Annotated in this window: 29 protein-coding genes; 11 read left to right on the top strand and 18 right to left on the bottom strand. The window is 68.2% G+C overall.

Features of this window, described 5'->3' with window-relative positions; all coding sequences use genetic code 11:
- Positions 1-13: 13 nt before the first annotated feature.
- The 8 genes from DT603_RS11170 to DT603_RS11135 form a co-directional block, all read right to left on the bottom strand.
- Positions 14-1,393 carry an FAD/NAD(P)-binding protein gene (locus tag DT603_RS11170; RefSeq protein ID WP_162349974.1) on the bottom strand — a complete coding sequence of 460 codons (1,380 nt, stop codon included), beginning with the start codon at positions 1,391-1,393 and terminating at the stop codon, positions 14-16.
- A gap of 92 nt (positions 1,394-1,485) precedes the next feature.
- Complete coding sequence (gene cls, locus DT603_RS11165; RefSeq protein ID WP_162349973.1) at positions 1,486-2,934, bottom strand: cardiolipin synthase; 1,449 nt, start codon at positions 2,932-2,934, stop codon at positions 1,486-1,488.
- Positions 2,935-3,393: 459 nt separating this feature from the next.
- Positions 3,394-3,561, bottom strand: a complete 168-nt coding sequence (gene rpmG / locus DT603_RS11160) for a 50S ribosomal protein L33 (RefSeq protein ID WP_206733724.1) — start codon at positions 3,559-3,561, stop codon at positions 3,394-3,396.
- A gap of 8 nt (positions 3,562-3,569) precedes the next feature.
- Positions 3,570-3,806, bottom strand: coding sequence for a 50S ribosomal protein L28 (rpmB, locus tag DT603_RS11155; RefSeq protein ID WP_162315001.1), 237 nt, complete (start codon positions 3,804-3,806; stop codon positions 3,570-3,572).
- A 283-nt stretch (positions 3,807-4,089) separates the two neighbouring features.
- The gene (locus tag DT603_RS11150) at positions 4,090-5,010 is read right to left on the bottom strand and encodes a ParB/RepB/Spo0J family partition protein (protein ID WP_162349972.1); all 921 of its coding nucleotides are present in this window, start codon (positions 5,008-5,010) and stop codon (positions 4,090-4,092) included.
- Positions 5,011-5,823: a ParA family protein gene (locus DT603_RS11145; protein ID WP_162349971.1), complete on the bottom strand. Its 813-nt coding sequence runs from the start codon at positions 5,821-5,823 to the stop codon at positions 5,011-5,013.
- Between the two features lie 225 nt (positions 5,824-6,048).
- Entirely contained in the window at positions 6,049-6,708 is a 660-nt protein-coding gene (gene rsmG, locus DT603_RS11140; protein WP_162349970.1) for a 16S rRNA (guanine(527)-N(7))-methyltransferase RsmG, read from the bottom strand.
- A gap of 29 nt (positions 6,709-6,737) precedes the next feature.
- Positions 6,738-7,325, bottom strand: a complete 588-nt coding sequence (locus DT603_RS11135) for a 4'-phosphopantetheinyl transferase family protein (RefSeq protein ID WP_162349969.1) — start codon at positions 7,323-7,325, stop codon at positions 6,738-6,740.
- Between the two features lie 230 nt (positions 7,326-7,555).
- Here DT603_RS11135 and DT603_RS11130 point away from each other — a divergent pair, with 230 nt between their 5' ends.
- Positions 7,556-7,810, top strand: a complete 255-nt coding sequence (locus DT603_RS11130; protein WP_162349968.1) for a GlsB/YeaQ/YmgE family stress response membrane protein — start codon at positions 7,556-7,558, stop codon at positions 7,808-7,810.
- Positions 7,811-8,025: 215 nt separating this feature from the next.
- Here the strand turns inward: DT603_RS11130 and xth are convergent, their stop codons facing one another.
- Positions 8,026-8,796, bottom strand: coding sequence for an exodeoxyribonuclease III (gene xth / locus DT603_RS11125; RefSeq protein WP_162349967.1), 771 nt, complete (start codon positions 8,794-8,796; stop codon positions 8,026-8,028).
- A gap of 103 nt (positions 8,797-8,899) precedes the next feature.
- On the bottom strand, positions 8,900-10,267 hold the full coding sequence (locus DT603_RS11120) for a coniferyl aldehyde dehydrogenase (RefSeq protein WP_246191792.1): 1,368 nt from the start codon (positions 10,265-10,267) through the stop codon (positions 8,900-8,902).
- 211 nt (positions 10,268-10,478) lie between these two features.
- Between DT603_RS11120 and DT603_RS11115 the strand changes: the two genes are divergently transcribed.
- Positions 10,479-11,030 carry a gamma carbonic anhydrase family protein gene (locus tag DT603_RS11115; RefSeq protein WP_162349965.1) on the top strand — a complete coding sequence of 184 codons (552 nt, stop codon included), beginning with the start codon at positions 10,479-10,481 and terminating at the stop codon, positions 11,028-11,030.
- Between the two features lie 28 nt (positions 11,031-11,058).
- Here the strand turns inward: DT603_RS11115 and DT603_RS11110 are convergent, their stop codons facing one another.
- The gene (locus tag DT603_RS11110; RefSeq protein WP_162349964.1) at positions 11,059-11,328 is read right to left on the bottom strand and encodes a YkgJ family cysteine cluster protein; all 270 of its coding nucleotides are present in this window, start codon (positions 11,326-11,328) and stop codon (positions 11,059-11,061) included.
- A 126-nt stretch (positions 11,329-11,454) separates the two neighbouring features.
- On the opposite strand from DT603_RS11110, the gene DT603_RS11105 reads away from it, so the two are divergent.
- The 6 genes from DT603_RS11105 (at position 11,455) to DT603_RS11080 (ending at position 18,347) form a co-directional block, all read left to right on the top strand.
- Positions 11,455-12,135, top strand: coding sequence for an RDD family protein (locus tag DT603_RS11105; RefSeq protein WP_162349963.1), 681 nt, complete (start codon positions 11,455-11,457; stop codon positions 12,133-12,135).
- Positions 12,132-13,136: a stage II sporulation protein M gene (locus tag DT603_RS11100; RefSeq protein ID WP_162349962.1), complete on the top strand. Its 1,005-nt coding sequence runs from the start codon at positions 12,132-12,134 to the stop codon at positions 13,134-13,136. Before DT603_RS11105 ends, DT603_RS11100 begins: the two co-directional genes overlap by 4 nt.
- Entirely contained in the window at positions 13,126-14,685 is a 1,560-nt protein-coding gene (locus tag DT603_RS11095) for a DUF4129 domain-containing protein (protein ID WP_162349961.1), read from the top strand. The genes DT603_RS11100 and DT603_RS11095 overlap by 11 nt, the downstream gene beginning before the upstream one ends.
- Positions 14,682-15,884 carry a DUF4350 domain-containing protein gene (locus tag DT603_RS11090; protein WP_246191781.1) on the top strand — a complete coding sequence of 401 codons (1,203 nt, stop codon included), beginning with the start codon at positions 14,682-14,684 and terminating at the stop codon, positions 15,882-15,884. The genes DT603_RS11095 and DT603_RS11090 overlap by 4 nt, the downstream gene beginning before the upstream one ends.
- Positions 15,885-15,895: 11 nt before the next feature.
- A complete protein-coding gene (locus DT603_RS11085) occupies positions 15,896-16,882 on the top strand; it encodes an AAA family ATPase (protein ID WP_246191790.1) in 987 nt (328 codons plus the stop codon).
- A 145-nt stretch (positions 16,883-17,027) separates the two neighbouring features.
- Positions 17,028-18,347 (top strand): DUF58 domain-containing protein, encoded by a 1,320-nt coding sequence (locus tag DT603_RS11080; protein WP_162349959.1) that lies wholly within the window; start codon positions 17,028-17,030, stop codon positions 18,345-18,347.
- A gap of 87 nt (positions 18,348-18,434) precedes the next feature.
- Here the strand turns inward: DT603_RS11080 and DT603_RS11075 are convergent, their stop codons facing one another.
- The 4 genes from DT603_RS11075 to hemB all read right to left on the bottom strand — a co-directional run bounded on the left by DT603_RS11075 (position 18,435) and on the right by hemB (position 21,199).
- Positions 18,435-18,818: a DUF1801 domain-containing protein gene (locus DT603_RS11075; RefSeq protein ID WP_162349958.1), complete on the bottom strand. Its 384-nt coding sequence runs from the start codon at positions 18,816-18,818 to the stop codon at positions 18,435-18,437.
- Between the two features lie 49 nt (positions 18,819-18,867).
- The gene (locus DT603_RS11070) at positions 18,868-19,233 is read right to left on the bottom strand and encodes a hypothetical protein (protein WP_162349957.1); all 366 of its coding nucleotides are present in this window, start codon (positions 19,231-19,233) and stop codon (positions 18,868-18,870) included.
- A gap of 9 nt (positions 19,234-19,242) precedes the next feature.
- Positions 19,243-20,085, bottom strand: a complete 843-nt coding sequence (gene aroE, locus DT603_RS11065) for a shikimate dehydrogenase (protein ID WP_162349956.1) — start codon at positions 20,083-20,085, stop codon at positions 19,243-19,245.
- Between the two features lie 121 nt (positions 20,086-20,206).
- The gene (gene hemB, locus DT603_RS11060) at positions 20,207-21,199 is read right to left on the bottom strand and encodes a porphobilinogen synthase (RefSeq protein ID WP_162349955.1); all 993 of its coding nucleotides are present in this window, start codon (positions 21,197-21,199) and stop codon (positions 20,207-20,209) included.
- A gap of 540 nt (positions 21,200-21,739) precedes the next feature.
- On the opposite strand from hemB, the gene DT603_RS11055 reads away from it, so the two are divergent.
- Together DT603_RS11055 and DT603_RS11050 are read left to right on the top strand one after the other, a co-directional pair.
- Positions 21,740-22,588: an ABC transporter permease gene (locus DT603_RS11055; protein ID WP_162349954.1), complete on the top strand. Its 849-nt coding sequence runs from the start codon at positions 21,740-21,742 to the stop codon at positions 22,586-22,588.
- A complete protein-coding gene (locus tag DT603_RS11050; RefSeq protein WP_162349953.1) occupies positions 22,585-24,150 on the top strand; it encodes a dipeptide ABC transporter ATP-binding protein in 1,566 nt (521 codons plus the stop codon). Before DT603_RS11055 ends, DT603_RS11050 begins: the two co-directional genes overlap by 4 nt.
- A gap of 68 nt (positions 24,151-24,218) precedes the next feature.
- Here the strand turns inward: DT603_RS11050 and DT603_RS11045 are convergent, their stop codons facing one another.
- From DT603_RS11045 to DT603_RS11040, 3 genes are all read right to left on the bottom strand, one after another.
- Complete coding sequence (locus DT603_RS11045) at positions 24,219-24,512, bottom strand: hypothetical protein (protein ID WP_162349952.1); 294 nt, start codon at positions 24,510-24,512, stop codon at positions 24,219-24,221.
- A complete protein-coding gene (locus DT603_RS16215; protein ID WP_281350915.1) occupies positions 24,487-24,621 on the bottom strand; it encodes a hypothetical protein in 135 nt (44 codons plus the stop codon). Before DT603_RS16215 ends, DT603_RS11045 begins: the two co-directional genes overlap by 26 nt.
- Positions 24,622-24,846: 225 nt before the next feature.
- Positions 24,847-25,095, bottom strand: coding sequence for a hypothetical protein (locus DT603_RS11040; protein ID WP_162349951.1), 249 nt, complete (start codon positions 25,093-25,095; stop codon positions 24,847-24,849).
- 167 nt (positions 25,096-25,262) lie between these two features.
- Between DT603_RS11040 and DT603_RS11035 the strand changes: the two genes are divergently transcribed.
- Positions 25,263-25,694 carry a hypothetical protein gene (locus DT603_RS11035; protein WP_162349950.1) on the top strand — a complete coding sequence of 144 codons (432 nt, stop codon included), beginning with the start codon at positions 25,263-25,265 and terminating at the stop codon, positions 25,692-25,694.
- Positions 25,695-25,702 lie beyond the last annotated feature (8 nt).

Genomic DNA, 25,702 nt, shown 5'->3' with positions numbered 1-25,702 from the left:
GCGGACGCAGCTCCTACAGTCCGGCCAGCAACTGGCGGGCGGCGCGCTCGGCCTGCCCGCGAAGTTCCGGGACGGCGATGCTCTCCCACAGGCGGCCGATGCGCAGGCTGCCGACCACGATGACGCCAGGCAGAATTTCGGCTTCGGCGTTGACCAGGTCGCCGTCGCTGGCCGTGTCCAGGCCGATCCCGTGCGGGCCTGGCCGCGCATGGCCCTTGCCCAGCAGGTCCGACAGCAGCGGGTTGCGCATCAGCTGCGCGCGCATCTCCACGCCGGTGGCGTTGACGATGCGGTCCACGTCCAGCTGCAACGGGCGCCGGTCGCGCAGCATCACGCTGACCCGGATGCGTCCACCTTCGCGCGCCACGGTTTCCAGGCGGCCGCGATGCAGCTGCAGCTGGCCGCTGGCCTGCAGGGCCTGCAGCTGCGCGTGCACCGGCGCGGCGATGCGGTGCCGGTGCACGTCCCAGTAGCGGACCACGTGGCGCAGGAAGCGGCGCTGGTCATCATGGGACAACGTGCACCACAGCTTCTGCACCAGCGGCCGCACGCTCTCCATCGCGGCCTGCCATGGCAGGCCTTGCGCGACGGCGGTACGCGCCAGCTCGCGCAGGCGGTGCATGCGTTGGCGCAGGTTCTGCCCCAGCAGTGTTTCAGGATCGAATCCGGCCAGCGCATGCTCGGCGTGTGGCAGCGGCAACAGTGCGTGCCGCGACAGCACATGGATGCGGCCGCGATGGCCATTGGCGGCCAGGCTGAGCACCGTATCGACCATGCTCAGTCCGGAGCCTGCGATACATACGCTGGCCGCGGCCGGAATGCGCTTGATCGCGTCGAAGTCCCAGGCTTCCAGCACCGAATCCGGCGGCAGGCTGGACGCCCCACGCGCCGGCAGCGGCTTCGGCGTGTTGCCGACCGCCAGCACCACGCCGGCGCAGCGCAACGTTGCGCCGGATTCCAGTGACAGGCGCAGATCGCCCTCTTCGTTGTCCAGCGAGACCACTCGATCCTGCAGCAATTCGAAACGGGCGGGCGACGCGGCGCGCGCACGCTCGAGGCGGTCGCGCAGGTAATCGCCATAGCGGCGCCGTTCGGCGTAGGAGATGGCCAGGTCGGTACGCGCTGCTTCGCCTGCCTGCACCACCAGGTAATCGACGAAATCATCCGGCAGGTCGTTGAAGGCGCTCATCCGGCGCGCCGGCACGTTGAGCAGGTGTTCGCCATGGCGGGTGGCATAGGCCACGCCCTGGGCCAGCCGCGACCCTGGTTCTATCAGCACGATGCGGGTGCCGGCGGCGGCCTGGCGCAGCGCATGCAGCGCGGTGAGAACCCCGCCCGCGCCGCCGCCGATGATGGCGATATCGAAATCGCGGAAAGGTGTGTGTGTCGTCATCGGGCGCCATTGTAGGCGATGGCCTGGTGGCCTTCTTCGCTCGGCCACGCCTGCATAGCCTGCTGCGTCGGCCTCGCTTGCATCAGCCTCGCTTACATCAGTGAGTCGGCCAGCCGGGCGATGCCTTCGCGGCTGCGTCGCCAGGCCGGCCGGCGGCGCCAGGCCTGCGGATCAAGGTGGCGACTGTCGGCCAGGTAGCCGGCTTCGATCTGCCGCATGCGCGCGACCACGCCGGCGTCGTAGCAGAGCAGTCCGATTTCCGCATTCAGCGCGAACGAACGGATGTCCAGGTTGATCGATCCCACCAGGGCGATGTCATCGTCCACGCTCAGGTGCTTGGCGTGCAGGAAATGCGGCCGGTACAGGGCGATGCGCACCCCGCAGGCCAGCAGCTCGTCGTAATAGGAATCCTGGGCCCAGGCGGTAAGCCGCTGGTTGTTGCTGGCGGACAGGATCAGCTGCACTTCAACGCCCGACAACGCGGCAATGCGCAGCGCGCTGAGCGTGGCGTCGTCAGGCACGAAGTAGGGTGTCGTCAGCACGATCCGGCGCCGGGCCAGGTGGATCAGCGCGTTGACCGTGTCGTGCGCATTCTCGAATGGATAGGCCGGGCCGCTGGGCAGCAGCTGCATGGCCACGTTCGCATCGCCCGCCACCGGCACCGGCTTCACCTGCAGGCGCTCGCCGGTTTCGATGTACCAGTCGCTGGCGAACACGCCTTCCAGGTGCGCGACCACCGGACCCTGTACCCGCGCCACCAGTTCGCGGTTGGGGAAGCCGGCCACGAAATCCGGCGTAGCCAGGTTCTGCGAGCCCACGTAGCCGGCGCAACCGTCGATCACGGCGAGCTTGCGGTGGTTGCGCAGGTCCATGCGCCCGCTGCGCCGCCAGCGCAGGCCGCCGGGCAGCATCACGTGCAGGTCGATGCCGGCGGCGCGCAGGCGTTTCGAGTAACGCTGCAGCCCGCGCTTGGCGCCGACCGCATCCAGCAGCAGCCGGCACTGCACCCCACGCGCGGCGGCGCGCTCCAGCGACTGGCAGACCGCTTCGCCCACCGCATCGTCCAGCAACAGGTAGTACAGCAGGTGCACGCGTTCGCTGGCGCCGTCGATGTCGGCCAGCAGCGACCGCAGCGAGCCTGCGTAGTCATCCAGCAATTCCACGGCGTTGCCATGGGTGGGCATGAAGTCGCCCAGCCGTTCGACCAGCGGCACCAGCTCGCCGGCCGCGCCGTGGCCGCCCGGCAGCCAGCGCAGGGCGCCGTGCGGCTCCTGCTCGTCGCGGATCCCGCCCGAGGCCAGCGCTTGCCGGCGGATGCGTTCGCGCGACAGCCAGGGATGGCCGAACAGCAGGTACAGCGGCAGCCCCACCAGCGGCAGGAAACCGACCAGCAACAGCCAGCTGCGAGCCGCCGCCGGGGTGGTGCGGTTGGGAATCCACAGCAGCGCGGCCAGCCGGATCAGCCAGTCCAGCGCCAGCAGCCAGACGCCGGTGGAGATGGGGATGGCCCAGTCGGCGAGCTGGTGCAGGAAGGCGTTCATGCCGGGATTCTGCGGGGTGGTGGTGGAAAGGACAAAGCATGAGGCGTTGGTGCAGGAAGTCATTCCTCCTAGAAGAGGCTGAATTGTCCATCCCCTCCCTTGCGCAGCAGGGGAGCTCGACGCTGCGGCCAGCAGCGGAGGGGGAGGGGTGCCTTTTGCGTGGAAATGAAACCGAGGATCGAATGCTTCGGACTTTGGTGAGGGGTAGGACTTCAGTTGAGTCGACGGACCCCGCCCAGAGCACCCCTCCCCAACCTCCCCTTTGCTGCGCAAAAGGGAGGGGGCTGTTTCCGGGGCGTTGCAGATATCGCGCGTGGCCCGCCACCGATTCGCCGTGCTCGCGCAGGAATGATGGGCATTAAAAAACCCGCCTTTCGGCGGGTTCTCAGGAGGCCGTGGATCCCCGCCTTCGCGGGGATGACACGTTGGCAAAGCCGCGCTGGCGCGCGGGCCAATGTGTCACTTGATCTTGCCTTCCTTGTACATCACGTGCTTGCGCACGACCGGGTCGTACTTGCTCATTTCCATCTTGCCCGGGGTGTTCTTCTTGTTCTTGTCCGTCGTGTAGAAATGGCCCGTGCCGGCCGAGGAAATCAGACGGATCTTGTCGCGTTTGCCTGCCATGATTTATCTCCTCAGACCTTTTCGCCGCGCGCACGCAGCTCTTTCAGAACGGAGTCGATGCCATTCTTGTCGATGGTGCGCAGGGAATGCGCGGATACTTTCAGCTTGATCCAGCGGTTTTCGCTGGCAACCCAGAAACGGCGTTCGTGCAGGTTGGGCAGGAAACGACGACGGGTCTTGTTGTTGGCGTGGCTGACGTTGTTACCCGTCATCACACGCTTGCCGGACACTTGGCATACGCGGGACATTACGCACCTCGATGGTTGATCTTGTCGCCCTTAGCCAGGGGGACGGCGGCCCCGATGCAGGCTCCAAGGGAGTCGGGCATCACGCGATACGGGTAAAGGTTCCACTGCCGGGGCGGGCCGGAATCGCACTTCCGGACGCAAATCCGGACAGACCGGACGCAGCGAGCCGCGCATTATGCCCATCTTCCCCTTCTGGCGCAAACACTTAGGGGCGAACCGGGGGCCGAAACCGGGCCTGCCCGGCAGGCATGGCTGGCTGCCCGCTTGCTCGGGGTCCGCGGAATCAGCGCGCCGCCGATCCCCGCAGCCGCTCCAGCACCCCTTCCAGGGTGTCCAGGTCGGTGTAATGGATGACCAGCTTGCCCTTGCCGCTGCGGCCGTGGGCGATGGCGACCTTGGCCCCCAGCGACTCGGACAGCTCGGTTTCCAGCGAAGCGATGTCGGCCTGCGGCGCCGCCTTGCCCGGCTTGGGTTTGCGGCCGCCGTTGACCGGCACCTTGCCGGCGGCGAACTGCTGGGCGCGGTGCTCCACCTCGCGCACCGACCAGCCCTGGTCGGCGGCGTCGGAGGCCAGCCTGCTGGCCAGGTCCGGGGACAGGGTCAGCAGCGCGCGGGCATGGCCCATTTCCAGGCGCCGGGCTTCCAGCAGGGCGCGGATGGCCGGCGGCAGTTCCAGCAGGCGCAGCAGGTTGGAGACGGCGGCGCGCGAACGCCCCACCGCTTCGGCGGCCTCGGCGTGGGTCAGGGAGAACTCGCCGATCAGCCGCTGCAGCGACTGGGCCTCTTCCAGCGGATTGAGGTCTTCGCGCTGGATGTTCTCGATCAGGGCCATGGCGATGACGGTGCGGTCGTCCAGCTCGCGCACCACCACCGGCACGTCGGCGAGGCCGGCCTCCTGCGAGGCGCGCCAGCGGCGTTCGCCGGCGACGATCTCGTAGCGCGCCGGACCTTCGCTGCCGGGCGGCAGCTCGCGGACCACGATCGGCTGGATGACGCCCTGGGCCTTGATCGACTCGGCCAGCTCGCTGAGTTTGGCCGGGTCCATGTGCAGGCGCGGCTGGTACTTGCCGGCCTGCAGCTGCGTCACCGGGATCTGGCGCAGGGTCTCGCCCGGCTGGGCTTCCGGTGGCGCCGTGGCGGCGGCCTTGGGACCAAGCAAAGCTTCGAGGCCGCGGCCGAGGCCGCGCTTCTTGGGGGCGGACATTTACACGTTCTCCGGGTGGCGGAATTGCGGCCTGGCGGGCGGCTTGTTGCGTTCGTGCTGGCGGCGCAGGATCTCGCCCGCCAGGCCCAGGTAGGCGACTCCGCCGCGGCTGGCCTTGTCGTAGCCGACGATGCTCTGGCCGTGGCTGGGCGCCTCGGCCACGCGCACGTTGCGCGGCACGATGGTGCGGAACACCTGGTCGCCGAAATGGTTGGTCAGTTCGCCCGACACCGCATTGGCCAGGTTGTTGCGCACGTCGAACATCGTGCGCAGCACGCCTTCGATCTCCAGGCCGGGATTCAGGCGCGCCTTGAGTGCATCGATGGTTTCGATCAACGCACTCAGGCCTTCCAGCGCGTAGTACTCGCACTGCATCGGCACCAGTACCGAATCGGCGGCGGTCAGCGCATTGAGGGTCAGCAGCGACAGCGCCGGCGGACAGTCGATGAGGATGAAATCGTAGTCCTCGCGCAACGGATCCAGCGCGGCCTTGAGGCGCTGTTCGCGGCCATCGATCTGCATCAGCTGGATCTCGGCGGCGGTCAGGTCGATGTTGCCGGGCAACAGGTCGAAGCCTTCCGGCGTCCTGACGATCACGTTGCGCGCATCGGCTTCCTGCAGCAGCACGTCATAGCTGGAGGCTTCCAGCTCGCGTTTGTCGATGCCGCTGCCCATGGTCGCGTTGCCCTGCGAATCCAGGTCGACCAGCAGCACGCGCTTGGGCGCGCGCGCCAGCGCCGCGGCCAGGTTGACTGCGGTGGTGGTCTTGCCGACTCCGCCTTTCTGGTTGGCAATGGCGATGATGCGGGCCATGCAGGAGCGCCTCGAAGGAACCATGGTGGGCCGGGGATTATGCGGGATGCGGGCGGCAACTTTGGGGAATCGGGGCCAGGCATACGGATTTGAGCTGTTTGTGCCCACTCGACGCGCATGCGCTCCAGGCCCTGCCGCCTATGGCAACGGGGTTACGGGGGATTTTCCCCTCGTCGCGAAAAGAAAAGCCCCTCAATCCTCCGTTGACGAAGGGGAGCGCCTGTTTCAGGCATCGCGATCGATGATCACCAGGTGGCGTTCGCCGACCAGCCCCGGTACGGCAAGCGCATGCACGCCTGAAACCGTCCAGCCCGCCGGCAATGCGGCGATTTCCTCTTCCGGCCGCACGCCCTTCATCGCCAGCAGTTTGCCGCCCGGCCCCAGCAGGTGGCCGCCGACCTTGATGATGCCCGCCAATGTGTCCAGCGCCCGGGCGGTGATCGCGTCATAGGCGCCGCCGCGGTTATCGGCATCGACCTCCAGCGCTTCGGCGCGCGATTCGGCCACGCGGGCGTTGGCCAGGCCCAGCGTGCGCACGGCCTCGCGCAGGAAGCGGGCCTTCTTGCCGTTGCTTTCCACCAGCGTGACCTGCAGGCCGGGCCGGGCCAGGGCCAGCGGAATCCCGGGCAGGCCGGGTCCGGTGCCCAGGTCGGCCAGGCTGCCGTCCACGACGAAGGGATGCATGGCCAGCGAGTCGAGCAGGTGGCGGGTGACCATCTCGCGCGGGTCGCGGATGGCGGTGAGGTTGTAGGTGCGGTTCCAGCGGTCCAGCAACGCCAGGTACGCCAGCAGCGGCGGCGCCAGCGTGCCGGCATCCAGGCCCAGCGCGGCCAGGCCGTTGTCGAGTTCGTCCTGCAGCGCGCGTGGAAAAGGGGAGTTGGTCATCGCCGCAGTATCGCAGACGACCGGAGGACCTACGGGCCGGCAGTGGAACGCCAGGCCAGCGCCGCGTTATAACCGGGCAAGGGCGTCCACTCGCGCAAGCTCCAGTCCTGCGGCCGGCCCAGGGCGAAATCGCAGTCGACCAGTTGCAGCGCGCCGGCGGTCTCGGCGAACACCAGTTTCTCCAGGCCGAACGACAAGCCCTTTCCATGGGCTTTGAGTACCGCTTCCTTGGCGCACCACAGGCGCACGAAGGAAAATTCCATGGCGGCCTCGTCCTGTTCGTCCAGCCAGCGCACTTCATCGGCATGGAAGAAGCGTGCCGCCAATTGCCGCGCGCGCGGCCGCGGCCGGATCTGTTCGATGTCCACGCCCAACTGCACCGATTCACCCAGGGCCAGCAGCAGCGCGTCGCCGCTGTGGCTCCAGCCCGCGTCGCAATGCTGGTAGGGAGGCCCCAGCAAGGGCCGGCCTTCGCTGCCGCGCGACAGCGGCAGCTGGTCGTCATCGCAGCCCAGCGCCTCGCACAGCAGCGGGCGCACGTAGGGTTCGCCACGCTCGCGACGGGGATGGCGCAGCAGCCACAGGCGGACCGGCGTTTCTGGAAATTCGTGCGACATGCGTACCAATGTAGTCGATGGCCGGCGCGGTGGTCGCCCTGCTGCGCAGCGGCGTGCAAGCCCCGCCGGTTTGCGCTATCTATCCCGTCAACAGGAGAGGGCCCCACCAGGACGCGGGTTTAACACAGGTTTCACATATCGAAGCCTTAAATCGTTGCCAGTTGAGAGTTCAACTGTTCCTGCACGAAGCAGGGACGCCCTTCCACAAGTAAAAGCAAGGAGAACGCTGGATGAATTTTCTGATCTATCTGATTGTCGGTGGTATCGCAGGCTGGCTTGCCAGCATCGTAATGAAGCGCGATGGCTCACAAGGCATCATCCTCAACGTCGTAGTTGGCATCATCGGCGGTTTCCTGGGCGGCTGGCTGTTGCCGCAGCTTGGTTTCGCAATGGGTGGCACGATCGGTTTCCTGATCACCGCGTTCATTGGCGCGGTCGTGTTGCTGCTTATCGTCAACCTGTTTACGCGCGGCAGAACGCGCTAAACGTTTCGCTGCGACCGCGTGCGCATGTAGACGCACCCATGGTTCGTGGCACCACAAAGGCCCGGCATTGCCGGGCCTTTGTTCGTCTGGAGATTGCGGGTTGTTGCGAACAGTGTGGGAAAAACTTCAGCGCGGGCTTTGCAGGCAGAAGCCTCGGGGCTGAAGCCCCTCCCACGACAACCGCAACATGGAAGCCCGGCGCGCAGGCGGTGCCTTCAGTTTTTCAGTTCGACCCAGGCTGGCGCGTGGTCGCTGGGGCGTTCCCAGGTGCGCGGCTCGCGGTCGATGCCGGCGGCGAAGGCGTCTTCGCGCAAGGCTTCGGAGACCAGGGTCAGGTCGATGCGCAGGCCCAGGTCGCGGCGGAAGCCGGCCATGCGGTAATCCCACCAGCTGAAGACGCCGCCGGCCTCGTTGTGCAGGCGGTAGGCGTCGTGCAGGCCCAACGCGTACAGGCGTTTGAGCGCGTCGCGTTCGGCGCTTGAAGTCAGGATGTGCGAATCGTTCCACAATGCCGGGTCGTGCACGTCGCGCTCGTCGGGGGCGATGTTGAAATCGCCCAGCACCACCAGTTTCGGATGCGCGCGCAGCTCCTGCTCCAGCCAGGCGTGCACCGCCTCCAGCCAGCGCAGCTTGTAGGCGTATTTCTCGGTGCCCACGTCCTGGCCGTTGACCACGTACAGGTTGACGATGCGCACCTCGCCCACGGTGGCGGCGATGACGCGCTTCTGTTCGTCGTCGAAGCCGGGAATGCCCACCTGCACGTCGCTGGCCGGCAGCCGCGACACCAGGGCCACGCCGTTGTAGGTCTTCTGCCCGGCGAACACGCTGCGATAGCCGGCCTCGGCCAGCACGGTGTCGGGAAACTTGTGGTCCTCCAGCTTGGTTTCCTGGATGCCAACCACGTCCGGTGCGAACGTGCCCAGCCACTGCTGCAGGTGCGGCAGGCGCACGTTGAGCGAGTTGACGTTCCAGCTGGCGATTTTCATGGTGCGCTCTTGGTAGGAGCGGGCCTGGCCCGCGATGCTTTCCGATGGCGTCAGGGTAAGGCATCGCGGGCCAGGCCCGCTGCTATGGGTAATGCATGCGCGCCTAGCGGATGATGAAATCGATGAAGCGTGCGACCTTCGAATAAGGCGGCTTGAGCATGTCGCTGCCCGCGCGCCGCGGCTGCCACAGGATCGGCAGCGCCTTGCTGAAGGCATCGAAGCCGGCGCGTCCGTGGTAGGCGCCCATGCCGCTGGGGCCGATGCCGCCGAACGGCAGGTTGTTGATGCCGAAATGCAGCACCGTGTCGTTGACGGTGACGCCGCCGGCCAGGGTGCTGCGCAAAATCTGCTCCACCTTGGTGCGGTCATGGCTGAAGGGATACAGCGACAGCGGGCGGTCGTGCGCGTTGACGTAGGCGATGGCCTCCTCGAGGCTGCGGTAGGACTTGATCGGCAGGATCGGCCCGAAGATCTCTTCCTGCATCACCCTGGCGTCGTCGCCCGGTTCCAGCACCAGCGTCGGCGCGAACAGGCGCTCGCCGGCTGCTCCGTTCTGGCCCAGCGCCAGCACCTGCAGTCCGCGCGCGCGCGCGTCGTCCAGATAGCCTTCAAGGCGCGCGTACTGGCCGTCGTTGATGATGCGGGTGTAATCGGCGGAGTCGGCCAGCGTGCCGTAGCGCGCTCGCACCTGTTCGCGCAGCGCCTCGGCCAGCGCCGGGGCACGGCCTTCGTCGATCAGCACGTAATCCGGGGCGATGCAGGTCTGGCCGCCGTTGAACCACTTGCCGGTCGCCAGGCGCGCGGCCGCCTGTTCCAGGGGGAAGTCGGCGCAGACGATGGCTGGCGACTTGCCGCCCAGTTCCAGGGTCAGCGGGGTCAGGTTCGGTGCGGCGGCGGCCATGACCTTGCGGCCGACCGCCGTCGAGCCGGTGAACACCAGGTGGTCGAAGGGCAGGGCGGCGAACGCGCCCGCCACGTCGGCGCCGCCGGCGGCGACGGCGACGCGATCGGCCGGGAACACCTCGGCCAGCAGGCTGCGCAGGAAGCCGGTGGTATGGGGCGTGTGCTCGGACGGTTTCAGGTAGACGTGGTTGCCGGCGGCAATGGCGGTGGCCAGCGGAATCAGGGCCAGGTTGACCGGATAGTTCCAAGGGGAAATCACGCCCACCACGCCGACCGGTTCGCTGCGCACTTCCGCGCGCGCGGGCCAGAAGCGCCAGCCCACGCCAACGCGCCTGGGCTTCATCCACTTGCGCAGCTGGCCGCGCAGGTGATCGATCTCGTTGAGCACGGTCATGCCGTCGGCAATCAGGCTTTCATGACGCGAGCGCTGGCCGAAATCTTCGGCAATGGTCCCGGCCATTTCCTCCAGCCGTCGTTTCAGCACCTCACGCAGTCGTTGCAGGTCGGCGCGACGCTGGTCATAGCCGGGCTTGTTGGCCTGCCACGCCCGGCGCAACTGCTGCAGCATCGGCGCGAGCTCGGCAACTGCGGTATCGCCGCCGGCCTCTGCGGGCTGCCAGTTGCCTGGCGAATCGCCATGGCTGGCGGCCCTGTCGGCAGTGGCGGCGGTGATGGCCGCATTGGCTGCGGTAATGGCCGCGTTGGCGGCGATGTTGGCGGTGATGGTCATGGGCCGAGTGTATGTCTTCCGATGCGGATCGGCGCACTACAATGCGGCCATGCATCAGACCCTGACCGCATTGCGCCCCTATCTTGGCCGCCTTCCCACCCTGGGCCAGCGGGTCTACGTGGACCCCGCTGCCACCGTGATCGGCGAAGTGGAACTGGGCGACGATGTATCGGTCTGGCCAGGCACCGTCATCCGCGGCGACGTCAACCACATCCGCATCGGTGCACGCACCAATGTGCAGGACGGCACCATCATCCACGTCAGCCACCACAGCCCCTACAACCAGGCCGGCCATCCGACCCTGGTCGGTGAGGACGTGACCATCGGCCATGGCACCATCATCCATGCCTGCAGCATCGCCGACCGCTGCCTGATCGGCATGGGTGCGTGCATCCTCGACGGCGCAACGGTCATGACGCACGGCTTCGTCGGCGCCGGGGCCATCATCGGCCCGGGCAAGGTGGTGGGGGAAGGCGAACTGTGGCTGGGCAATCCCGGCCGTTTCGTGCGCCGGCTGGGCGACAAGGAAATCGAGAGCCTGCTGTATTCGGCCCAGCACTACGTGCGCCTGAAGGACCAGTACCTGGCCGCCACCGCGTAGGAGCGCGCCTTGCGTGCGAGGAGTGCTGCTACGGACGTGTGGCGATTTCGAGGCTGCCCAGATAGGCCGATGCGTCGCCGCGATTGTTTCCGCACATTTCCATGGAAGGACGCAGGGACACGCAGAACGCCGGGCGATCGGGCTTGCCGAACAAGCGGCAGCGAAACTCCGCATCGAGTTGCACGCAGGCCACCCCGGCCGGTTTGCCATCGGGCATTCCGGGGATGGGCGAGGTGATCGACGGCGCGATGCAGCAGGCGCCGCACAGGCTGCGGCAGGGGTATGGGGTGTCCTTCACTGCGACAGTCTAGTCGCGCTGGGCAAGGGCGGGATTCGCGGCTAAAGTCGACGCCGACGGAAATCGCACACACACAGGGACGCGCATGGCGCGCAAATTCGATACGCCCACTGGACTCCGTCCCTGATGCTGGACACCTACCGTGAAGTGGTCACGCCCGAAGGCGTGGCCCTGCACCTGCCCGCCGCCGGACCGGTACCGCGTGCGCTGGCCTGGGGCATCGACCTGGCCATCCGTCTCGGCATCCTGCTGCTGCTGGCGATGGTGCTGGGCCTGCTGGGCGCGGCCGGCCAGGGCCTGTATCTGATCGTACTGTTCGGGGTCTTCTGGGCCTATCCGATCCTGTTCGAAGCCTTGTGGAACGGGCAGACGCCGGGCAAGAAAGCCATGGGCCTGCGCGTGGTCAACGGCGACGGCGCGCCGGTGGGCTGGTTGCCGGCCATTACCCGCAACCTGTTGCGCACGGTCGACATGCTGCCGTTCGGCTACACCGCCGGCCTGCTCGCCTGCCTGGCCGATCCGCACGGCCGGCGCCTGGGCGACCTGGTGGCCGGCACCCTGGTGCTGCACGAGGCACGCGAACACCAGCACGTGGCCGCGCCGATCAACGCGGTGCTCGCGCCGCCACTGGCCTTGCAGCCGGCCGAACAGGCCGCGGTGGTGGCCTTCGGCGAGCGTGCCCCGTTGCTGACACCGGCGCGCCAGGAGGAACTGGCCGACATCGTCGAACCCCTGACCGGTGCGCGCGGACAGGCCGGTGCGCTGCGGCTGTTCGGCATGGCCAACTGGTTGCTGGGGCGGCGATGAGGCAGGAGCAATTCGTTGCCCGCCACCAGCGCGAATGGCAGGCCTTCGAGCACTGGCTGGAAACGCGTGGCGATGCGCGCACGGCCGCGGCCGAACGCAATACCGGCGAGATCGGTGACGAGGACGTTCCGGCCCGTTACCGCCGCCTGTGCCAGCAACTGGCACTGGCGCGGCGGCGTGGCTACAGCCCGGTGGTGACCGCGCGACTGCAGGCATTGATGCAGCGTGGGCACAACCTGCTGTACCGCACGCCGGCGCCGCGCTGGCAGCGCGCGGCCGAATTCCTGCTCGCCGATTTCCCGCGGCTGGTGCGTAGCGAGGCGGCCTGCATGTGGGCTGCCGCGGCGCTGTTCGTGGTGCCGCTGCTGGCGATATTCGTACTGCTGCAGTTCCATCCCGAGCTCATCCACGGACTGATGAGCCCGCAGCAGGTGGCCGAGCTCGAGCGCATGTACGACCCCTCCAGCGAGCGCCACAAGCTGGGCCGCGAGAGCGGCACCGACTGGGCCATGTTCGGCCACTACATCATGAACAACATCAGCATCGGCCTGCGCACCTTCGCCAGCGGACTGCTCGCTGGCGTCGGCACGATCCTGGTGCTGATCCTCAACGGCCTGACCATCGGCGCCGCCTTCGGCCACCTGCAGCAGATCGGCTCGGGCGACCCGCTGTGGCGTTTCGTCGCCGGGCACGCGCCCTTCGAGCTGACCGGCATCGTGCTGGCCGGTGGCGCCGGACTGCGGCTGGGTTTCAACCTGATCGCGCCGGGCCGGCGCCGCCGCGTCGATGCGCTGTTGGTGGCCGGCCGCAAGGGCGCCAGGCTGTGCCTGGGGATCGCCTTCATGCTCCTGGTGGCCGCCTTCATCGAGGCATTCTGGTCGTCCACGCAATCGATCCCCGCGGTGGTCAAGTACTCCGTGTCGGCCGTGCTTTGGACGCTGGTGATGCTGTGGCTGTGGCGCGGTGGCCGCCACCAGTCCGGAGCTGCGGATGCGCCTTGAGCAGATGACCGTGCACCTGCGCGCACGCTCGGCCTGGGAGGCCATCGAGCTGGGCACCGCGCTGGTTCGCCGGCACGCCGCCGTGATCTGGAAACCCTGGTTGCTGGTGACCCTGCCACTGTTCGTTGCCTTCAATGCCGCGGCCTGGGCCATCGATGCGATCTGGCTGGCCGGGCTGCTGATGTGGTGGCTGAAACCGGCCTTCGACCGCATTCCCCTGTTCGTGATCTCGCGCGCCACCTTCGGTGCGGCGCCTTCGCTGCGCGAAACCCTGGCCGCGCAACTGCGCTGGGGCGGGAAGCCCTTGCTGCACTACCTCAGCTGGCGTCGCTTCGGTTTCGCGCGCTCGCTGTACCTGCCCATCGACCTGCTGGAAGGCGTGCAGGGTGCGCGACCGGGCGATCGCCGGCGCGTGCTCGGTGGCGCGGTGTATGGCAACGCGGTCCTGCTGTCCCTGGTCTGCCTGCACTTCGAAGCGTCGCTGCTCTTCGGCGGCATCGCCCTGATCTTCCTGTTCGTGCCGGTCGAGTCCCTGCCCGAAACCCTGCGCGCGGGCTGGTCGCTGATCAGCTCGCAGCCACCGTGGTGGGCGCAGGTGGGGTTCAACGGCTTTGCCTGGCTTGCGGTTTCGGTGATCGAACCGTTCTTCGTCGGCGCCGGCTTCGGCCTCTACCTCAATCGCCGGACCCAGATCGAAGCCTGGGACGTGGAAATCGCCTTCCGCAGGCTGCGCGCGCGCCTGGCTGCGGCTGCGGCACCGTTTGCGCTGGCGCTCGCCCTGCTGGGGCCGGGGCTGTTGCCTGCGCACGCACAGGAACCGCAATCCCCCGCGCCCGCTGCCGCGCCCGCGGCGGCGGCAACGCCACGCAAGCCGATCGAGCCCACCTTGCCGCGTGTCTTCGGCGAAGCGCGCGTGGACGAGCGCGGTTTCAGCAAGGCCGTCGACCGCGCCTACCTGGACCCGCTGCTCAGCGGCAAGCGCAGGCAGGTGACCTGGGAGAAGAAGGACAAGACCCAGCCCGAGCCACCCGGGCAGCAGGACCTGTCCTGGCTGTCGGGCGTGGGCGCGCTGTTCGCCTTCATCGGCGAATGGGGACTGTGGTTGCTGGCCGGTGCCCTGGTCGTGCTCCTGCTGTTGACCCTGCGCCACTGGCTGCCATGGATGCGCGGTTCGCTGCGCCGGCACAAGCCGCAACCGGCAGCAGTGGAAACCGAGGTCCTGCAGCTGCCCGACAGCTTGCCCGACAACGTGCCGGCCGCCGCCCGACGCCTGTGGGCCGAGGGCCGGCCGCGGCATGCGCTGGCCCTGGTGTATCGCGCCAGCGTCGAGAGCATGGCCGTGCGCGCGAATGTCGCCCTGCCGCCGGGCGCCACCGAATCCGAATGCCTGCGCGCGTCGCGGCGCATGCCCGATGGTGAGGACCGCAGCCTGTTCGCGGGCGTGGTGCGGGTCTGGCAATACGCGGCCTATGGCCAGCGCCTGCCGACGGTGGACGAATTCAACGCCTTGTTGTCGCAACTGCAGCAGCGCTTCCGGTGGGCCGCATGAAGCCGATGGGCAAGGCGCTGCGCATCGTGCTGGTCGGGGCACTGGTCGTGGCCGTCGCGGGCGCGGGTGTGGCGTGGTTCCTGCACTACTACGAGCGGGTCGAAAAGCAGGTCGACCTGCCGCCACGCGGCGAAGCAAGCTACAACCCGCTCTACGCGCTGAAGAAAGCCCTGCAGGCCGACGGCCTGCAGGTTGAATCGCGCCAGCGGCTTGACTTGGGCGCGCAGCGACTGGGTCCGCGCGACACGCTGCTGATCCTCAACGATCCGCGCGTGATGACGCCGGTGGAATCGCGCAAGCTGCTGGAATGGGTCGCTGGCGGCGGCCACCTGCTGGTGCGCACGCCCTCGCCGCAGGGTTGGCAGGAACAGGGCCATGCCGCACTGCTCGATGCGCTGGGCGTGCTGCCAAGGGAGGACAGCGCCCGATGCGAGCCGATGCAGGTCGAAGGACAGGACCACCACGTCGAGTTCTGCGCGGGCAGCCGTTTCAGCTTCGACGGCGTCGAACCCGAGCTGGCCTGGGGCGACCTGCAGGCGGGCTACGCGTATGCACGCCTGGCCCACGGCGAAGGCCACGTGGACGTGCTGGCCGATTTCGATTTCCTCGGCAATGGCGGCGACGGCGGCGGCGACGTCGCCGGCGATGGTGTGTCGGTGCCCGGCGCCGGTGGCATGCGCAGCGGCGGCCTGCGCGACGGCCCGCATCGCGCCCTGGCCCGGCAGGTGCTGGCTCCCAATTACGGCCAGGGCACCATGCACCTGGTCTACGCCGCGCAGATGCCGTCGTTGCTGCGCACCGTGCTGATGCTCGGCTGGCCGGTATGGCTGCCGTTGCTGCTGGCGCTGCTGGCCTGGCTGTGGCGACGCATGCAACGCTTCGGCCCGCGTCTGCCCTCTCCCGTCGGCGAGCGCCGCTCGTTGCTGGAACACGTGCGCGCCAGTGGCGAACACCTGTTCCGCTACAACAAGCGTGCCCTGCTGTATGCGGCGGTACGCAAGTCCTTCCTGGCGCGCCTGCGCCGCCGCGATCCGGTCGCCGCGGTCCTGGGCGGCGACGCGCAAGCCGCTGCCATCGCCGAGCGCGCTGGCATGCCGGTCGAGGCGGTGCGCATCGCCTTGCAGGCGCCCTCATCGCACGACAAGCAGGCATTCCGCACCCGCATTTCCACCTTGATCCAATTGAGAAACCGCATATGAATGACTCAAGCATGGCTGGCGTCACCGCGCCGGTTGCCATTACCGGCCAGGCCCTGGCCGAACGCGCCGCCGCGGTCCGCGAGGAAGTGTCCAAGGCCTTCATCGGCCAGCCGGAAGTGCTGGACCAGATCCTGATCGCGCTGCTGGCCGGCGGCCACGTGCTGATCGAGGGCGTGCCCGGCCTCGGCAAGACCCTGCTGGTGCGCGCGCTGGCCCAGGCGCTGGAGCTGAACTACGCGCGCGTGCAGTTCACCTCGGACCTGATGCCCAGCGACGTCAGCGGCCACGCGGTCTACGACCCGAAGACCGAGAGTTTCAAGATCCGCCGCGGCCCGGTGTTCACCAACCTGCTGCTGGCCGACGAGATCAACCGCGCCCCGGCCAAGACCCAGTCGGCGCTGCTGGAAGTCATGCAGGAAGGGCAGGTCACCATCGAAGGCAAGCCGTTCGAACTGGCGCCGCCGTTCCTGACCCTGGCCACGCAGAACCCGGTCGAGCAGGAAGGCACCTATCCGCTGCCCGAAGCGCAGCTGGACCGCTTCCTGCTCAAGATCCTGATCGACTACCCGGAGCTCGAGGACGAGAAGCGCATGGTCGATGCGATCACCACCGGACGCAGCGCGGGTGATTTCGATCTTTCCAAGGTGCAGCGCGTGCTGGGTGCGGCCGATATCGTCGCCATGCAGCAGGGCACCGCCGCGGTCACCGTCGATGCGCAGGTCATCGACTACGCAGTGCGTATCGTGGCCGCCACGCGCAAGTGGCCGGGCATCTCGCTGGGCGCCGGCCCGCGCGGCAGCCTGGCCCTGGTCCGCGCGGCGCGCGCGCAGGCGGTGCTGCAGGGCCGCGACTTCGTCACTCCCGACGACGTGCGCGACATCGCCAGGCCCGCGCTGCGCCATCGCATCACCCTGTCGCCGGAATTGCAGATGGAAGGCCAGTCGGCCGACGACGCCCTGCATGCGCTGCTGGCCAAGGTCGAAGCGCCACGGAAATGATCCAAGGCAATTCCACGATTGCCCCGCCTGTCTTCCCCCTTTGCAAAAGGGGGCCCGAGGGGGATTTGCTCTTGCCGTTGCCTGCAGGCAATGACGCGAAGAGCAAATCCTTCCCGACCCTCCTTTTTCAAAGGAGGGGGCGGTCATGAGGCCCGCACCATTGCTGATTGCCCTGCTGGTGGGGTGGGGTCTCGCCGGCCTCACGGTACTGTTCGCCGACGTGCCTTTGCACACCTGGCAGATCACCGGGCTGGCGATCGCGTTGCTGGCCATGCTTGACGGCCTGCTCCTGCGCCGCCGCGCGACCCCGGTGGTCACCCGCGAGATCCCGCAGGTCCTGCCGCTGGGCATCGAACGCGAGGTGACCCTGCGCGTGGAATCGCGGGTGCGCCAGCGCGTGGACGTGTTCGACCTGCATCCCGGCAGCTGGCCGGCGCAGGGCATGCCGCAGACGCTGAAACTGGCGGCGGACACCGCATCCACTTTCAGCTATCGCCTGCGGCCCATCGCGCGTGGCGATGCAAGCTTCGAAGGCGTGCAGCTGCGCCTGGCCTCGCCGCTGCGCCTGTGGACGCAGTCGCGCGTCGCCGGGGCGCCGCAGCGCGTGCGTGTGTATCCCAACTTCGCGCCGCTGACCAAGTTCGCGCTGTTCAGCGCCGAGCGCGCCTCGCGCCTGGTCGGTGCCCACCTCAGGCGCCGGCGTGGCGAAGGCACCGACTTCAACCAGATGCGCGAGTACCGCGTCGGCGACAGCCTGCGCCAGATCGACTGGAAGGCGACCTCGCGCTCGCGCAAGCTCATTTCACGCGAGTACCAGGAAGAGAAGAACCAGCAGCTGGTGATGATGGTCGACACCGGCCGCCGGATGATGGCGCGCGATCCCGCCCCCACGAAGGCGGGGAGCGAGCTTGCCCATTTCGACCATGTCCTCAATGCCGCGCTGGTGGTGTCCTACCTGGCCCTGCGCCAGGGCGATGCGGTAGGCCTGTTCGCCAGCGGCGGGGACTCGCGCTGGGTCGCGCCCAGGCGCGGCATGGCCAGCATCGATGCGCTGCTGCGCGCCAGCTATGACCTGCAGCCGCAGGCGGTCGCCACCGATTACCTGGCCGCCGCCAGCGAGCTGTCGCTGCGCCAGCGCAAGCGTTCGCTGGTGATGCTGGTCACCAACGTGCGCGACGAGGATATCGAGGACCTGCTGGCCGCCGTGCGCCTGTTGCAGAAGCGGCACCTGGTCTGCGTGGCCAGCCTGCGCGAGCGCGCGCTGGACCAGGCCATGGAAGAAGAGGTGCACGACCTGCCCGGCGCCATCCGCGCCGGCGCCATCGCCCGCTACCTGGAGCAGCGCACCGCCGCGCACGACGCACTGCGCAGCCATCGGGTCATGGTGCTGGACGTGGCCAGCGAGGAGTTGCCCGCGGCCCTGGTGGAGCGCTACCTGGCGGTGAAGCGGCAAGGCTTGCTGTAAGGCATTGCCGGTTGCGGCGTAGCCACCCGGCGGGGACGGGTTTTCGCATGGGACGTGGGACGCACGGCACTGGCGGCCCGGCCCACGCTATTGGTCGGTGATCTCGATCCAGCGGCGGATGATCGTTTGCAGCGCCGCCCGCTGGGCCTGTATATCGGCCATGTCGTTGAAACGGGCCAGTCTGCGGTCCTTGTAGTCGCCGGTCAGCAGGCCGTGACCGTCTTCGATCATCCGGCCGCGATGGAACACGAATACGATCTGCACGAAACCATTGGCGCGCGGATTGAAGGCGGCGATGTCGTCCTGGTAGAAGAAGCTCGGCGCATTCCACTTCACCCGTTCCTGCACTTTGGGGTCGGCCGCCAGGATGATCTCACGCAGCGCCTGGATCTCTGCCTTGAACGGGTGTTCCAGCGCGGCCATGTAGGCGTCGACGGCCTCGCTACCGGAAATCTTGCTCGTCCTGGCCATCTGGGCATCCATGATTGCTCGCCGGCGACGCGCCGGCAGGAGCGGAGGGTCAGGCCGGTGGCGGTGCGGCGTGCGACGTGCGCGTGGCCTGGCACAGCGCCCACACCACCAGCAGGAACCCGCCCAACGACACGCAATTGACCAGCAGGCGCACGGCGCCCAGCAGCGCGAACAGGCGGCTCATGCCGACGGCCGAATCGCCTTGCATGCCGTCGATCATCCAGGTCTGGTAAAAACCGATGCCCAGCTGCAGTACCGCGCACACCAGCATCAGTCCCGCGCCCCACAGACCGTGGTCGCGCGCCCTGCCGCGCTGCGCGCTGCTCCACAGCAGCGCCAGCGCGACCCCGCATGCCAGCAGCTCCGGCAGCGCGTAACCCAGCGTAGTCAGCATGCGCATCAGTGATGCGTCCATGTCCGTCCCTCAGTCCGCAGTGACCAGGGAAGCATCCTTGCCGCGCAAGGTCGCATAGACACCGGCCGTATCCGGGCGCACGCCGTGCCACAACTCGAAGGCCGCGGCCGCCTGCTCCACCAGCATGCCCAGGCCGTCGACCCGGTCGCGGCAGCCGGCGGCCTGCGCCCAGGCGAGGAAGGGAATGGCAGCCTCGCCATAGTTGAGGTCCACGGCCAGCGTACGCGACGCGGCCAGCGCGAACGGCAGCGAGAATTCCTGCAGTCCGTCGCGGGATGCGGAGGTCGCATTGACGATCAGGGCGAAGTCGCCTTCGTTCACCAGGTCATTCCAGTAGCGCGAATGCGCACGTCCCGGTTCACCCAGCAGGTCGACAAGTGCATCGGCGCGTTCGGGCGTGCGGTTGGCGATGACCAGTTCCGACACGCCCGCATCCAGCAACGCCGGCGCCACCCCGCGCGCCGAGCCGCCGGCGCCCAGCAACAACGTGCGCCGTCCGCGCAGGTCCAGCCCGAGTCGTGCGGTGAGGTCCCGGACCAGGCCGATGCCGTCGGTATTGTCGCCATGCCACTGGCCGTCGTTGCGGGTCAGCGTGTTGACCGCGCCGGCCCGTCGCGCCCGCTCGCTGGTGACGCTGCACAGGGCGAAGGCGGCTTCCTTCAGCGGCAGGGTCACGTTGGCGCCCTTGCCACCGGCGGCGGCGAACGCATCCAGCGCCTGCGCGAAGCCTGCGGGCGTGGCCTCGATGGCGGTGTAGTCCAGCGCGATGCCGGTCTGCCGTCCGAACTCGGCGTGGATGCGCGGCGACAGCGAATGGGAAACCGGATGGCCGAAGACGGCGTAATGGCTCATGCAGGACTCCTCGATGACAGGCCTGCAGTGTGCAACCGATGGCGCCGTGTTGGAAGCAGCAGGCCGGCATCGACCTCTTGTACAACCGGGCAAGCCCGGCTCTACGAGGTCCAGGGCCGGACTAGTGGTTTTCCTGCAGCCAGCGCGCCGCATCCAGCGCGAAATAGGTCAGCACGCCATCGGCGCCGGCGCGCTTGAACGCGGTCAGTGCTTCCAGCACGCAGGCGCGTTCGTCCAGCCAGCCGTTGGCGAAGGCGGCCTTGAGCATCGCGTACTCGCCGCTGACCTGGTAGGCAAAAGTCGGCACGCCGAACTCGGTCTTCACCCGGCGCACCACGTCCAGGTAAGGCATGCCGGGCTTGACCATGACCATGTCGGCGCCTTCCTCCAGGTCCAGCGCCACTTCGTGCAGCGCCTCGTCGGAATTGGCCGGGTCCATCTGGTAGTTGTACTTGTTGCTCTTGCCCAGGCTGCCGGCACTGCCCACCGCATCGCGGAACGGGCCGTAGAACGCAGAGGCGTACTTGGCCGAGTAGGCCATGATCTTCGTATGCACGTGGCCGTCGTTTTCCAGCGCCTCGCGGATCGCGCCGATGCGCCCGTCCATCATGTCGCTGGGGGCCACGATGTCGACGCCGGCGCGTGCATGCGACAGCGCCTGCTTCACCAGGGCTTCGACGGTGATGTCGTTCATGACATAGCCGCTGTCGTCGATGATGCCGTCCTGGCCGTGGGTGGTGAACGGGTCCAGGGCCACGTCGGTGATCACCCCGAGTTCCGGAAACCGCTGCTTCAACGCGCGTACCGCGCGCTGGGCCAGGCCGTCGTCGTCCCACGCCGCCTCGGCCTCCAGCGACTTGGTTTCGGGCGCGGTGACCGGGAACAGGGCCAGCGCCGGAATGCGCAATCCAGCGGCCTGTTCGGCGACCTTGAGCAATTCATCGATCGACAGGCGCTCCACGCCCGGCATCGACGGCACCGCTTCGCGGCCGGCCAGCTCGTGCACGAACACCGGATAGATCAGGTCATTGGCGCTCAGCACGTTCTCGCGCATCAGCCGGCGGGAAAAATCGTCGCGGCGCATGCGGCGCGGGCGGGTATAGGGATAGGCCATGGGGGCTCCTGGATCAATGTGGGAATGATACGCCCGTGGTCCAGAGCCCCTCTCCCTGCGGGAATCGAAGCCGCGCCCGGCGGATGAGGGTTGGGGTGAGGGTACGGCGAAGCAGACGTGGACAAGATCCTGGTTGCTTCGCGTAGCCTCCACTTGAACTCGGAACGCGCTCAACCCAGAAGCAGCTCATCCTCGTTTCATTCCCACGCCAAGAGCACCCCTCCCCAACCCTCCCCTTTGCTGCGCAAAAGGGAGGGGGCTAAAGCCGCGCGCTGATTGATCCCGCATGCGGCGCGTGACCGCCAGGGTGCTCATGGCGGCCCCGGCACGCCGCGAGCTGCTGAACAACTTGGGACGCTCTGGAACGGCCCCCTCCCTTGCGAAGCAGGGGAGGGTTGGGGAGGGGTGCTCTTGGCGAGGTCCATCAACGCCATCTGCCCCCGTATTGAGTACGGTGCAGGCTCTGCGGGCACGCCCGGCTTAGTGGGAGGCTCTTCGCCCGAAGGGAGAAGGGATTTGAAGCAAGTTACGATGCCCCTCATGCAATCCCTGCGCTCCCTCCCGCCCATCGCGCGCGCCTGCCTGGCCACGCTGGCGGTGCTGGCGCTGATCTGCTGGCTTGGTCCGCTGCTCAGCGCGTATCCGCCGCATTCGCCGGACTGGAATTCGCTGTCGGTCGCGCCCGGCGTCAACGGACACTGGTTCGGCACCGACGCCATCGGCCGTGACGTGTTCGCGCGCACGCTCGCCGGCGGGCGGTTGTCTCTGACCATCGGCCTGCTGGCCAGCGTGGTCGCGCTGCTGATCGGACTCGGCTATGGCGCCATCGCCGGCCTGGCCGGCGGACGCGTGGAGCGGGCGATGCTGCGTGTGCTCGATGTGTTCTCCGCCTTGCCGTTCCTGCTGGTGGTGATCCTGCTGCTGACCCTGTTCGAACGTTCGCTGGGCCTGTTGCTGGCGGCGATCGGCGGCTATGTGTGGATCGACCTGGCGCGGGTGATGCGGGCCGAGAGCGCGCGCCTGCGCGAGGCGCCGTTCGTGCTGGCCGCGCATGCCGCCGGGGCAACCTTCAGCCAGCGCCTGCGCTGGCACGTGCTGCCCAACCTGATGCCGCTGGCCTTCGTCTACCTGGGCCTGATCCTGCCGCAGGCGATCCTGGTGGAAAGCTTCCTCGGCTTCCTCGGCCTGAGCGTGGACGAACCGTCGGCCAGCTGGGGTACCTTGCTGGCCGAGGGCGTGCAGGAGCTGGATTCGGCGCCGTGGACCCTGCTGTTCCCGGCCTCGTTCCTGGTGCTTACCCTGGCGGCGTTCCAGTTCCTGGGCGACGGGCTGCGCGACTGGACCGATGTCCGTGGCGCCGCGCGCCGCAGCGAGCCGGCTGCCGCATGACGGCGTCCACCCGCGTCGAGCTGTCCGACCTCCAGGTCACTACGCAGGGCCGCACCCTGCTGGATGGCCTGTCGCTGCAACTGCAGGGCGGCCAATGCACGGGCCTGGTCGGTGAATCGGGCAGCGGCAAGAGTCTGACCTCGCTGGCCCTGCTGGCCCTGCTGCCTGCGCAGTTGCAGGGCAGCGCGACCCTGCGCGTGGATGGCGAGGACATTGCGTTCGCCTCGCCCGCGCATGCGGCCCTGCGTGGGCGCGTGTTCGGCCTGGTGCCGCAGGATCCGCTGGCCGCACTGCATCCGTTGCGCCGGATCGGCGCGCAGCTGGTGGAGACCCTGCGGGTGGCGCGCGGCCTGGGGCGCGACGCCGCACACAGGCAGGCCGAAGAACTCCTGCGCCGCGTGCAGTTGCCCGAACCACGCGCGGCGTTGTCGCGTTACCCGCATTCGTTCTCGGGCGGGCAGCGCCAGCGCATCGCCATTGCCCTGGCGCTGGCGACGCAGCCGCGCGTGCTGATCGCCGATGAACCGACCTCCGCACTGGATGCCCGCATCGCCCGCGACATCCTCGACCTGCTGGATGAGTTGCGCCGCGAGGAAAACCTCGCCCTGCTGCTGATCAGCCACGACCTGCCGCTGGTGGGCGCGTACGCCCAGCAGTTGCTGGTGCTGCAGCGTGGCCAGGTGCTGGAGCGCGGCGATACGCGGGCGATATTTTCGGCCCCGCGGCATCCCTACACCCGCGAGCTGCTGGCGGCGGACGTGTTGCAGGCCCTGCCCGCGCCCAGCGAAGCGGCGCCGGTGCTGCTGCGCGCCGAAGGCATGCGCATGCGCTACCGCGACGCCGGCCGCGACGCGCTGGATGGGGTGGACCTGGTCCTGCACCGTGGCGAAGGCCTGGCCCTGGTCGGCGAATCGGGCAGCGGCAAGAGCACACTGGGCCGGGCCGTGCTCAAGCTGTTGCGTGGCGCGCGCGGACGCATCCTCCTGGACGGCGTTGAGCTGGGTTCGCTGGATGCCGCCGGGCTGCGCCGCATGCGCCGGCGCATCGGGGTGGTATTCCAGGATCCCTACGCCTCACTGGATCCGCGTTTCACCGTTGCCCGCATTGTCGGCGAGCCGCTGCGCATCCACGGCATCGGCGATGCCGCCAGCCAGCGCGCCACGGCCTCGGAGCTGCTGGCGGCGGTGGGCATGGACGATTCGGCGCTCGACCGCTATCCGCACCAGTTTTCCGGCGGCCAGCGCCAGCGCATCGCCATTGCCCGGGCCCTGTCCACGGCACCGGAGCTGCTGGTCTGCGACGAGGCGGTCTCCGCGCTCGATGCCCACCACCGCGCCGCCATCCTGGCCCTGCTGGCGAAGCTCAAACGCGAGCGCGGCCTGGCGCTGCTGTTCGTCACCCATGACCTGTCCGCCGCTTCGGCCGTGGCCGAGCGCATCGCGGTGCTGGAACTGGGGCGCATCGTCGAAACCGGCGCCACGGCCTCGGTGCTGGAACATCCACGGCACCCCCATACCCGGGCGCTGGTGGCGGCGCGTCCGGCCCTGGCGCAGGCCCAGTAGCGGCGGCTCAAGGGCGCCGGCCGCAGCCAGGGCCTGGAAGGCGCCCGCAAGGACCTGGCCAACCGCTTCTACAAAGGCCCGCGCAAGCCCGAGCCGCCCGCCACCCCGTAATCCCCGCTGCACGCCGCCTGCACCACCGGGAAAGCCGCCTTCGGGCGGCTTTCCTTTTGTCCGTTGCCGCAAAACGCCCCGCCGCCAGCGTCAAAAGCGCCGTGCATGGCGTTGAAAGCGTCATCGCTGCCGCTCAAAGCGCCATCGATGACGGTCAAAGCGCCTCCGTTGCCGCTCAAAGCGCCATCACTGACCGAAAAAGCGCCAGCGATGACGCTTTTTTCGTCACCACCCAGCGTCAAAAGCGTCATGCACGGCGCTCAAAGCGTCATCGATGCCGCTTTCAACGCCATCGATGACGCTTTTTTCGTCATCGACGACGCTTTTGACGCTGGAAGCAGCGTCGACTTCGCTATCCATTGCCGCTTTGACCGCCAGCGATGACGCTCAAAGCGGCAGCGATGGAGGAAAAAGCGTCATGGCTGACGGAAAAAGCGGCATCGATGGCGAAAAAAGCGGCATCGGGTCATCCCGGCTACCGGCGCAGCTAGGACCGCGTGGGCTTCCGGATGGGCCGTCGATCAGGGGGCGCAGCGGTCGGGCGACTGGCGTCACTGCCGCGGCGGCGTTTGTCGCTCCCGCCGGTCAGATGATCCCGCCGCCGATGCCCAGGCGGATGATGCCGACCACGATGACGATGCCGTTGAGCAGCAGGCCGGTCTTGGCGCGGCCGGTTTTGGCACTGGAAGTGAACAGGACGCCGATGGCGCCGATGATCGCGCCAACCGCCGCGAACGGGATCAGGAACCAGTTGCTCCACCCCAGCAACGGAATCAGCGCCAGCACCATCAGGAACATGGCCACGATGCCCCACACCAGACTGATAAGACCCATGAATGCGCTCCCTGTTGGATAGCGCCACTATAGCGGAGGCCGTCCATCGGCCCGTCCCACGCCAGCGGCCATTGCGCGCCGCACCGCTCACATCGGCGCTGGCGGGGGTATGCGAGCATTCAGTGCTACAGGCCGATCATCCCGGCATTCTTCCAGGGAGCACCACCATGATCCTGCGTTCCGCAAGCCTCCTGCTGTTCGCGCTGGCCGTCACCGGCTGCGCCGGCACCTCCAGGGTCATGCTCGGCAGCGCCCGCGCGCCGGTCGATCCGGCCCAGGTCCGCATCTACACCACGCCCCCACCGGGCTCGATTGAAATCGCCCAGCTCGAATCCTCCAGCGCCGTCGGCTTCGGCACGCAGGGACAGACCGATGCGGCGGTGGCGCGGCTCAAGCGCGATGCCGCGGCCCTGGGCGCCAACGGGGTGATCCTGATGGGCGTGGGTTCCAGTGGTTCACCGGTCGGCATGTCGGTCGGTGCCGGCAGCTTTGGCCGCCACACGGCCGGCGGCATCGGCATCGGCATCCCGACCACGCAGAAGAAGGCCGCGGGCGTGGCGATCTACGTGCCGCCAGGCTCGCAGGCTCCCAGGCCCTAGGCGGGAAT

This window comes from Pseudoxanthomonas gei (assembly GCF_010119615.1).
Classification (GTDB): Bacteria; Pseudomonadota; Gammaproteobacteria; order Xanthomonadales; family Xanthomonadaceae; genus Pseudoxanthomonas_A; species Pseudoxanthomonas_A gei.
This window is presented reverse-complemented; position numbering and strand designations above follow the sequence as displayed.

Bases quoted from the DNA above. Each gene is read 5' to 3' on its own strand.
- DT603_RS11170 (WP_162349974.1), bottom strand. From the start codon at position 1,393: ATGACGACACACACACCTTTCCGCGATTTCGATATCGCCATCATCGGC.
- cls (WP_162349973.1), bottom strand. From the start codon at position 2,934: ATGAACGCCTTCCTGCACCAGCTCGCCGACTGGGCCATCCCCATCTCC.
- rpmB (WP_162315001.1), bottom strand. From the start codon at position 3,806: ATGTCCCGCGTATGCCAAGTGTCCGGCAAGCGTGTGATGACGGGTAAC.
- DT603_RS11150 (WP_162349972.1), bottom strand. From the start codon at position 5,010: ATGTCCGCCCCCAAGAAGCGCGGCCTCGGCCGCGGCCTCGAAGCTTTG.
- DT603_RS11145 (WP_162349971.1), bottom strand. From the start codon at position 5,823: ATGGCCCGCATCATCGCCATTGCCAACCAGAAAGGCGGAGTCGGCAAG.
- rsmG (WP_162349970.1), bottom strand. From the start codon at position 6,708: ATGACCAACTCCCCTTTTCCACGCGCGCTGCAGGACGAACTCGACAAC.
- DT603_RS11135 (WP_162349969.1), bottom strand. From the start codon at position 7,325: ATGTCGCACGAATTTCCAGAAACGCCGGTCCGCCTGTGGCTGCTGCGC.
- DT603_RS11130 (WP_162349968.1), top strand. From the start codon at position 7,556: ATGAATTTTCTGATCTATCTGATTGTCGGTGGTATCGCAGGCTGGCTT.
- xth (WP_162349967.1), bottom strand. From the start codon at position 8,796: ATGAAAATCGCCAGCTGGAACGTCAACTCGCTCAACGTGCGCCTGCCG.
- DT603_RS11120 (WP_246191792.1), bottom strand. From the start codon at position 10,267: ATGCTGCAGCAGTTGCGCCGGGCGTGGCAGGCCAACAAGCCCGGCTAT.
- DT603_RS11115 (WP_162349965.1), top strand. From the start codon at position 10,479: ATGCATCAGACCCTGACCGCATTGCGCCCCTATCTTGGCCGCCTTCCC.
- DT603_RS11105 (WP_162349963.1), top strand. From the start codon at position 11,455: ATGCTGGACACCTACCGTGAAGTGGTCACGCCCGAAGGCGTGGCCCTG.
- DT603_RS11100 (WP_162349962.1), top strand. From the start codon at position 12,132: ATGAGGCAGGAGCAATTCGTTGCCCGCCACCAGCGCGAATGGCAGGCC.
- DT603_RS11095 (WP_162349961.1), top strand. From the start codon at position 13,126: ATGCGCCTTGAGCAGATGACCGTGCACCTGCGCGCACGCTCGGCCTGG.
- DT603_RS11090 (WP_246191781.1), top strand. From the start codon at position 14,682: ATGAAGCCGATGGGCAAGGCGCTGCGCATCGTGCTGGTCGGGGCACTG.
- DT603_RS11085 (WP_246191790.1), top strand. From the start codon at position 15,896: ATGGCTGGCGTCACCGCGCCGGTTGCCATTACCGGCCAGGCCCTGGCC.
- DT603_RS11080 (WP_162349959.1), top strand. From the start codon at position 17,028: ATGAGGCCCGCACCATTGCTGATTGCCCTGCTGGTGGGGTGGGGTCTC.
- DT603_RS11075 (WP_162349958.1), bottom strand. From the start codon at position 18,818: ATGGCCAGGACGAGCAAGATTTCCGGTAGCGAGGCCGTCGACGCCTAC.
- DT603_RS11070 (WP_162349957.1), bottom strand. From the start codon at position 19,233: ATGGACGCATCACTGATGCGCATGCTGACTACGCTGGGTTACGCGCTG.
- aroE (WP_162349956.1), bottom strand. From the start codon at position 20,085: ATGAGCCATTACGCCGTCTTCGGCCATCCGGTTTCCCATTCGCTGTCG.
- hemB (WP_162349955.1), bottom strand. From the start codon at position 21,199: ATGGCCTATCCCTATACCCGCCCGCGCCGCATGCGCCGCGACGATTTT.
- DT603_RS11055 (WP_162349954.1), top strand. From the start codon at position 21,740: ATGCAATCCCTGCGCTCCCTCCCGCCCATCGCGCGCGCCTGCCTGGCC.
- DT603_RS11050 (WP_162349953.1), top strand. From the start codon at position 22,585: ATGACGGCGTCCACCCGCGTCGAGCTGTCCGACCTCCAGGTCACTACG.
- DT603_RS11045 (WP_162349952.1), bottom strand. From the start codon at position 24,512: ATGACGCTTTTGACGCTGGGTGGTGACGAAAAAAGCGTCATCGCTGGC.
- DT603_RS16215 (WP_281350915.1), bottom strand. From the start codon at position 24,621: ATGGATAGCGAAGTCGACGCTGCTTCCAGCGTCAAAAGCGTCGTCGAT.
- DT603_RS11040 (WP_162349951.1), bottom strand. From the start codon at position 25,095: ATGGGTCTTATCAGTCTGGTGTGGGGCATCGTGGCCATGTTCCTGATG.
- DT603_RS11035 (WP_162349950.1), top strand. From the start codon at position 25,263: ATGATCCTGCGTTCCGCAAGCCTCCTGCTGTTCGCGCTGGCCGTCACC.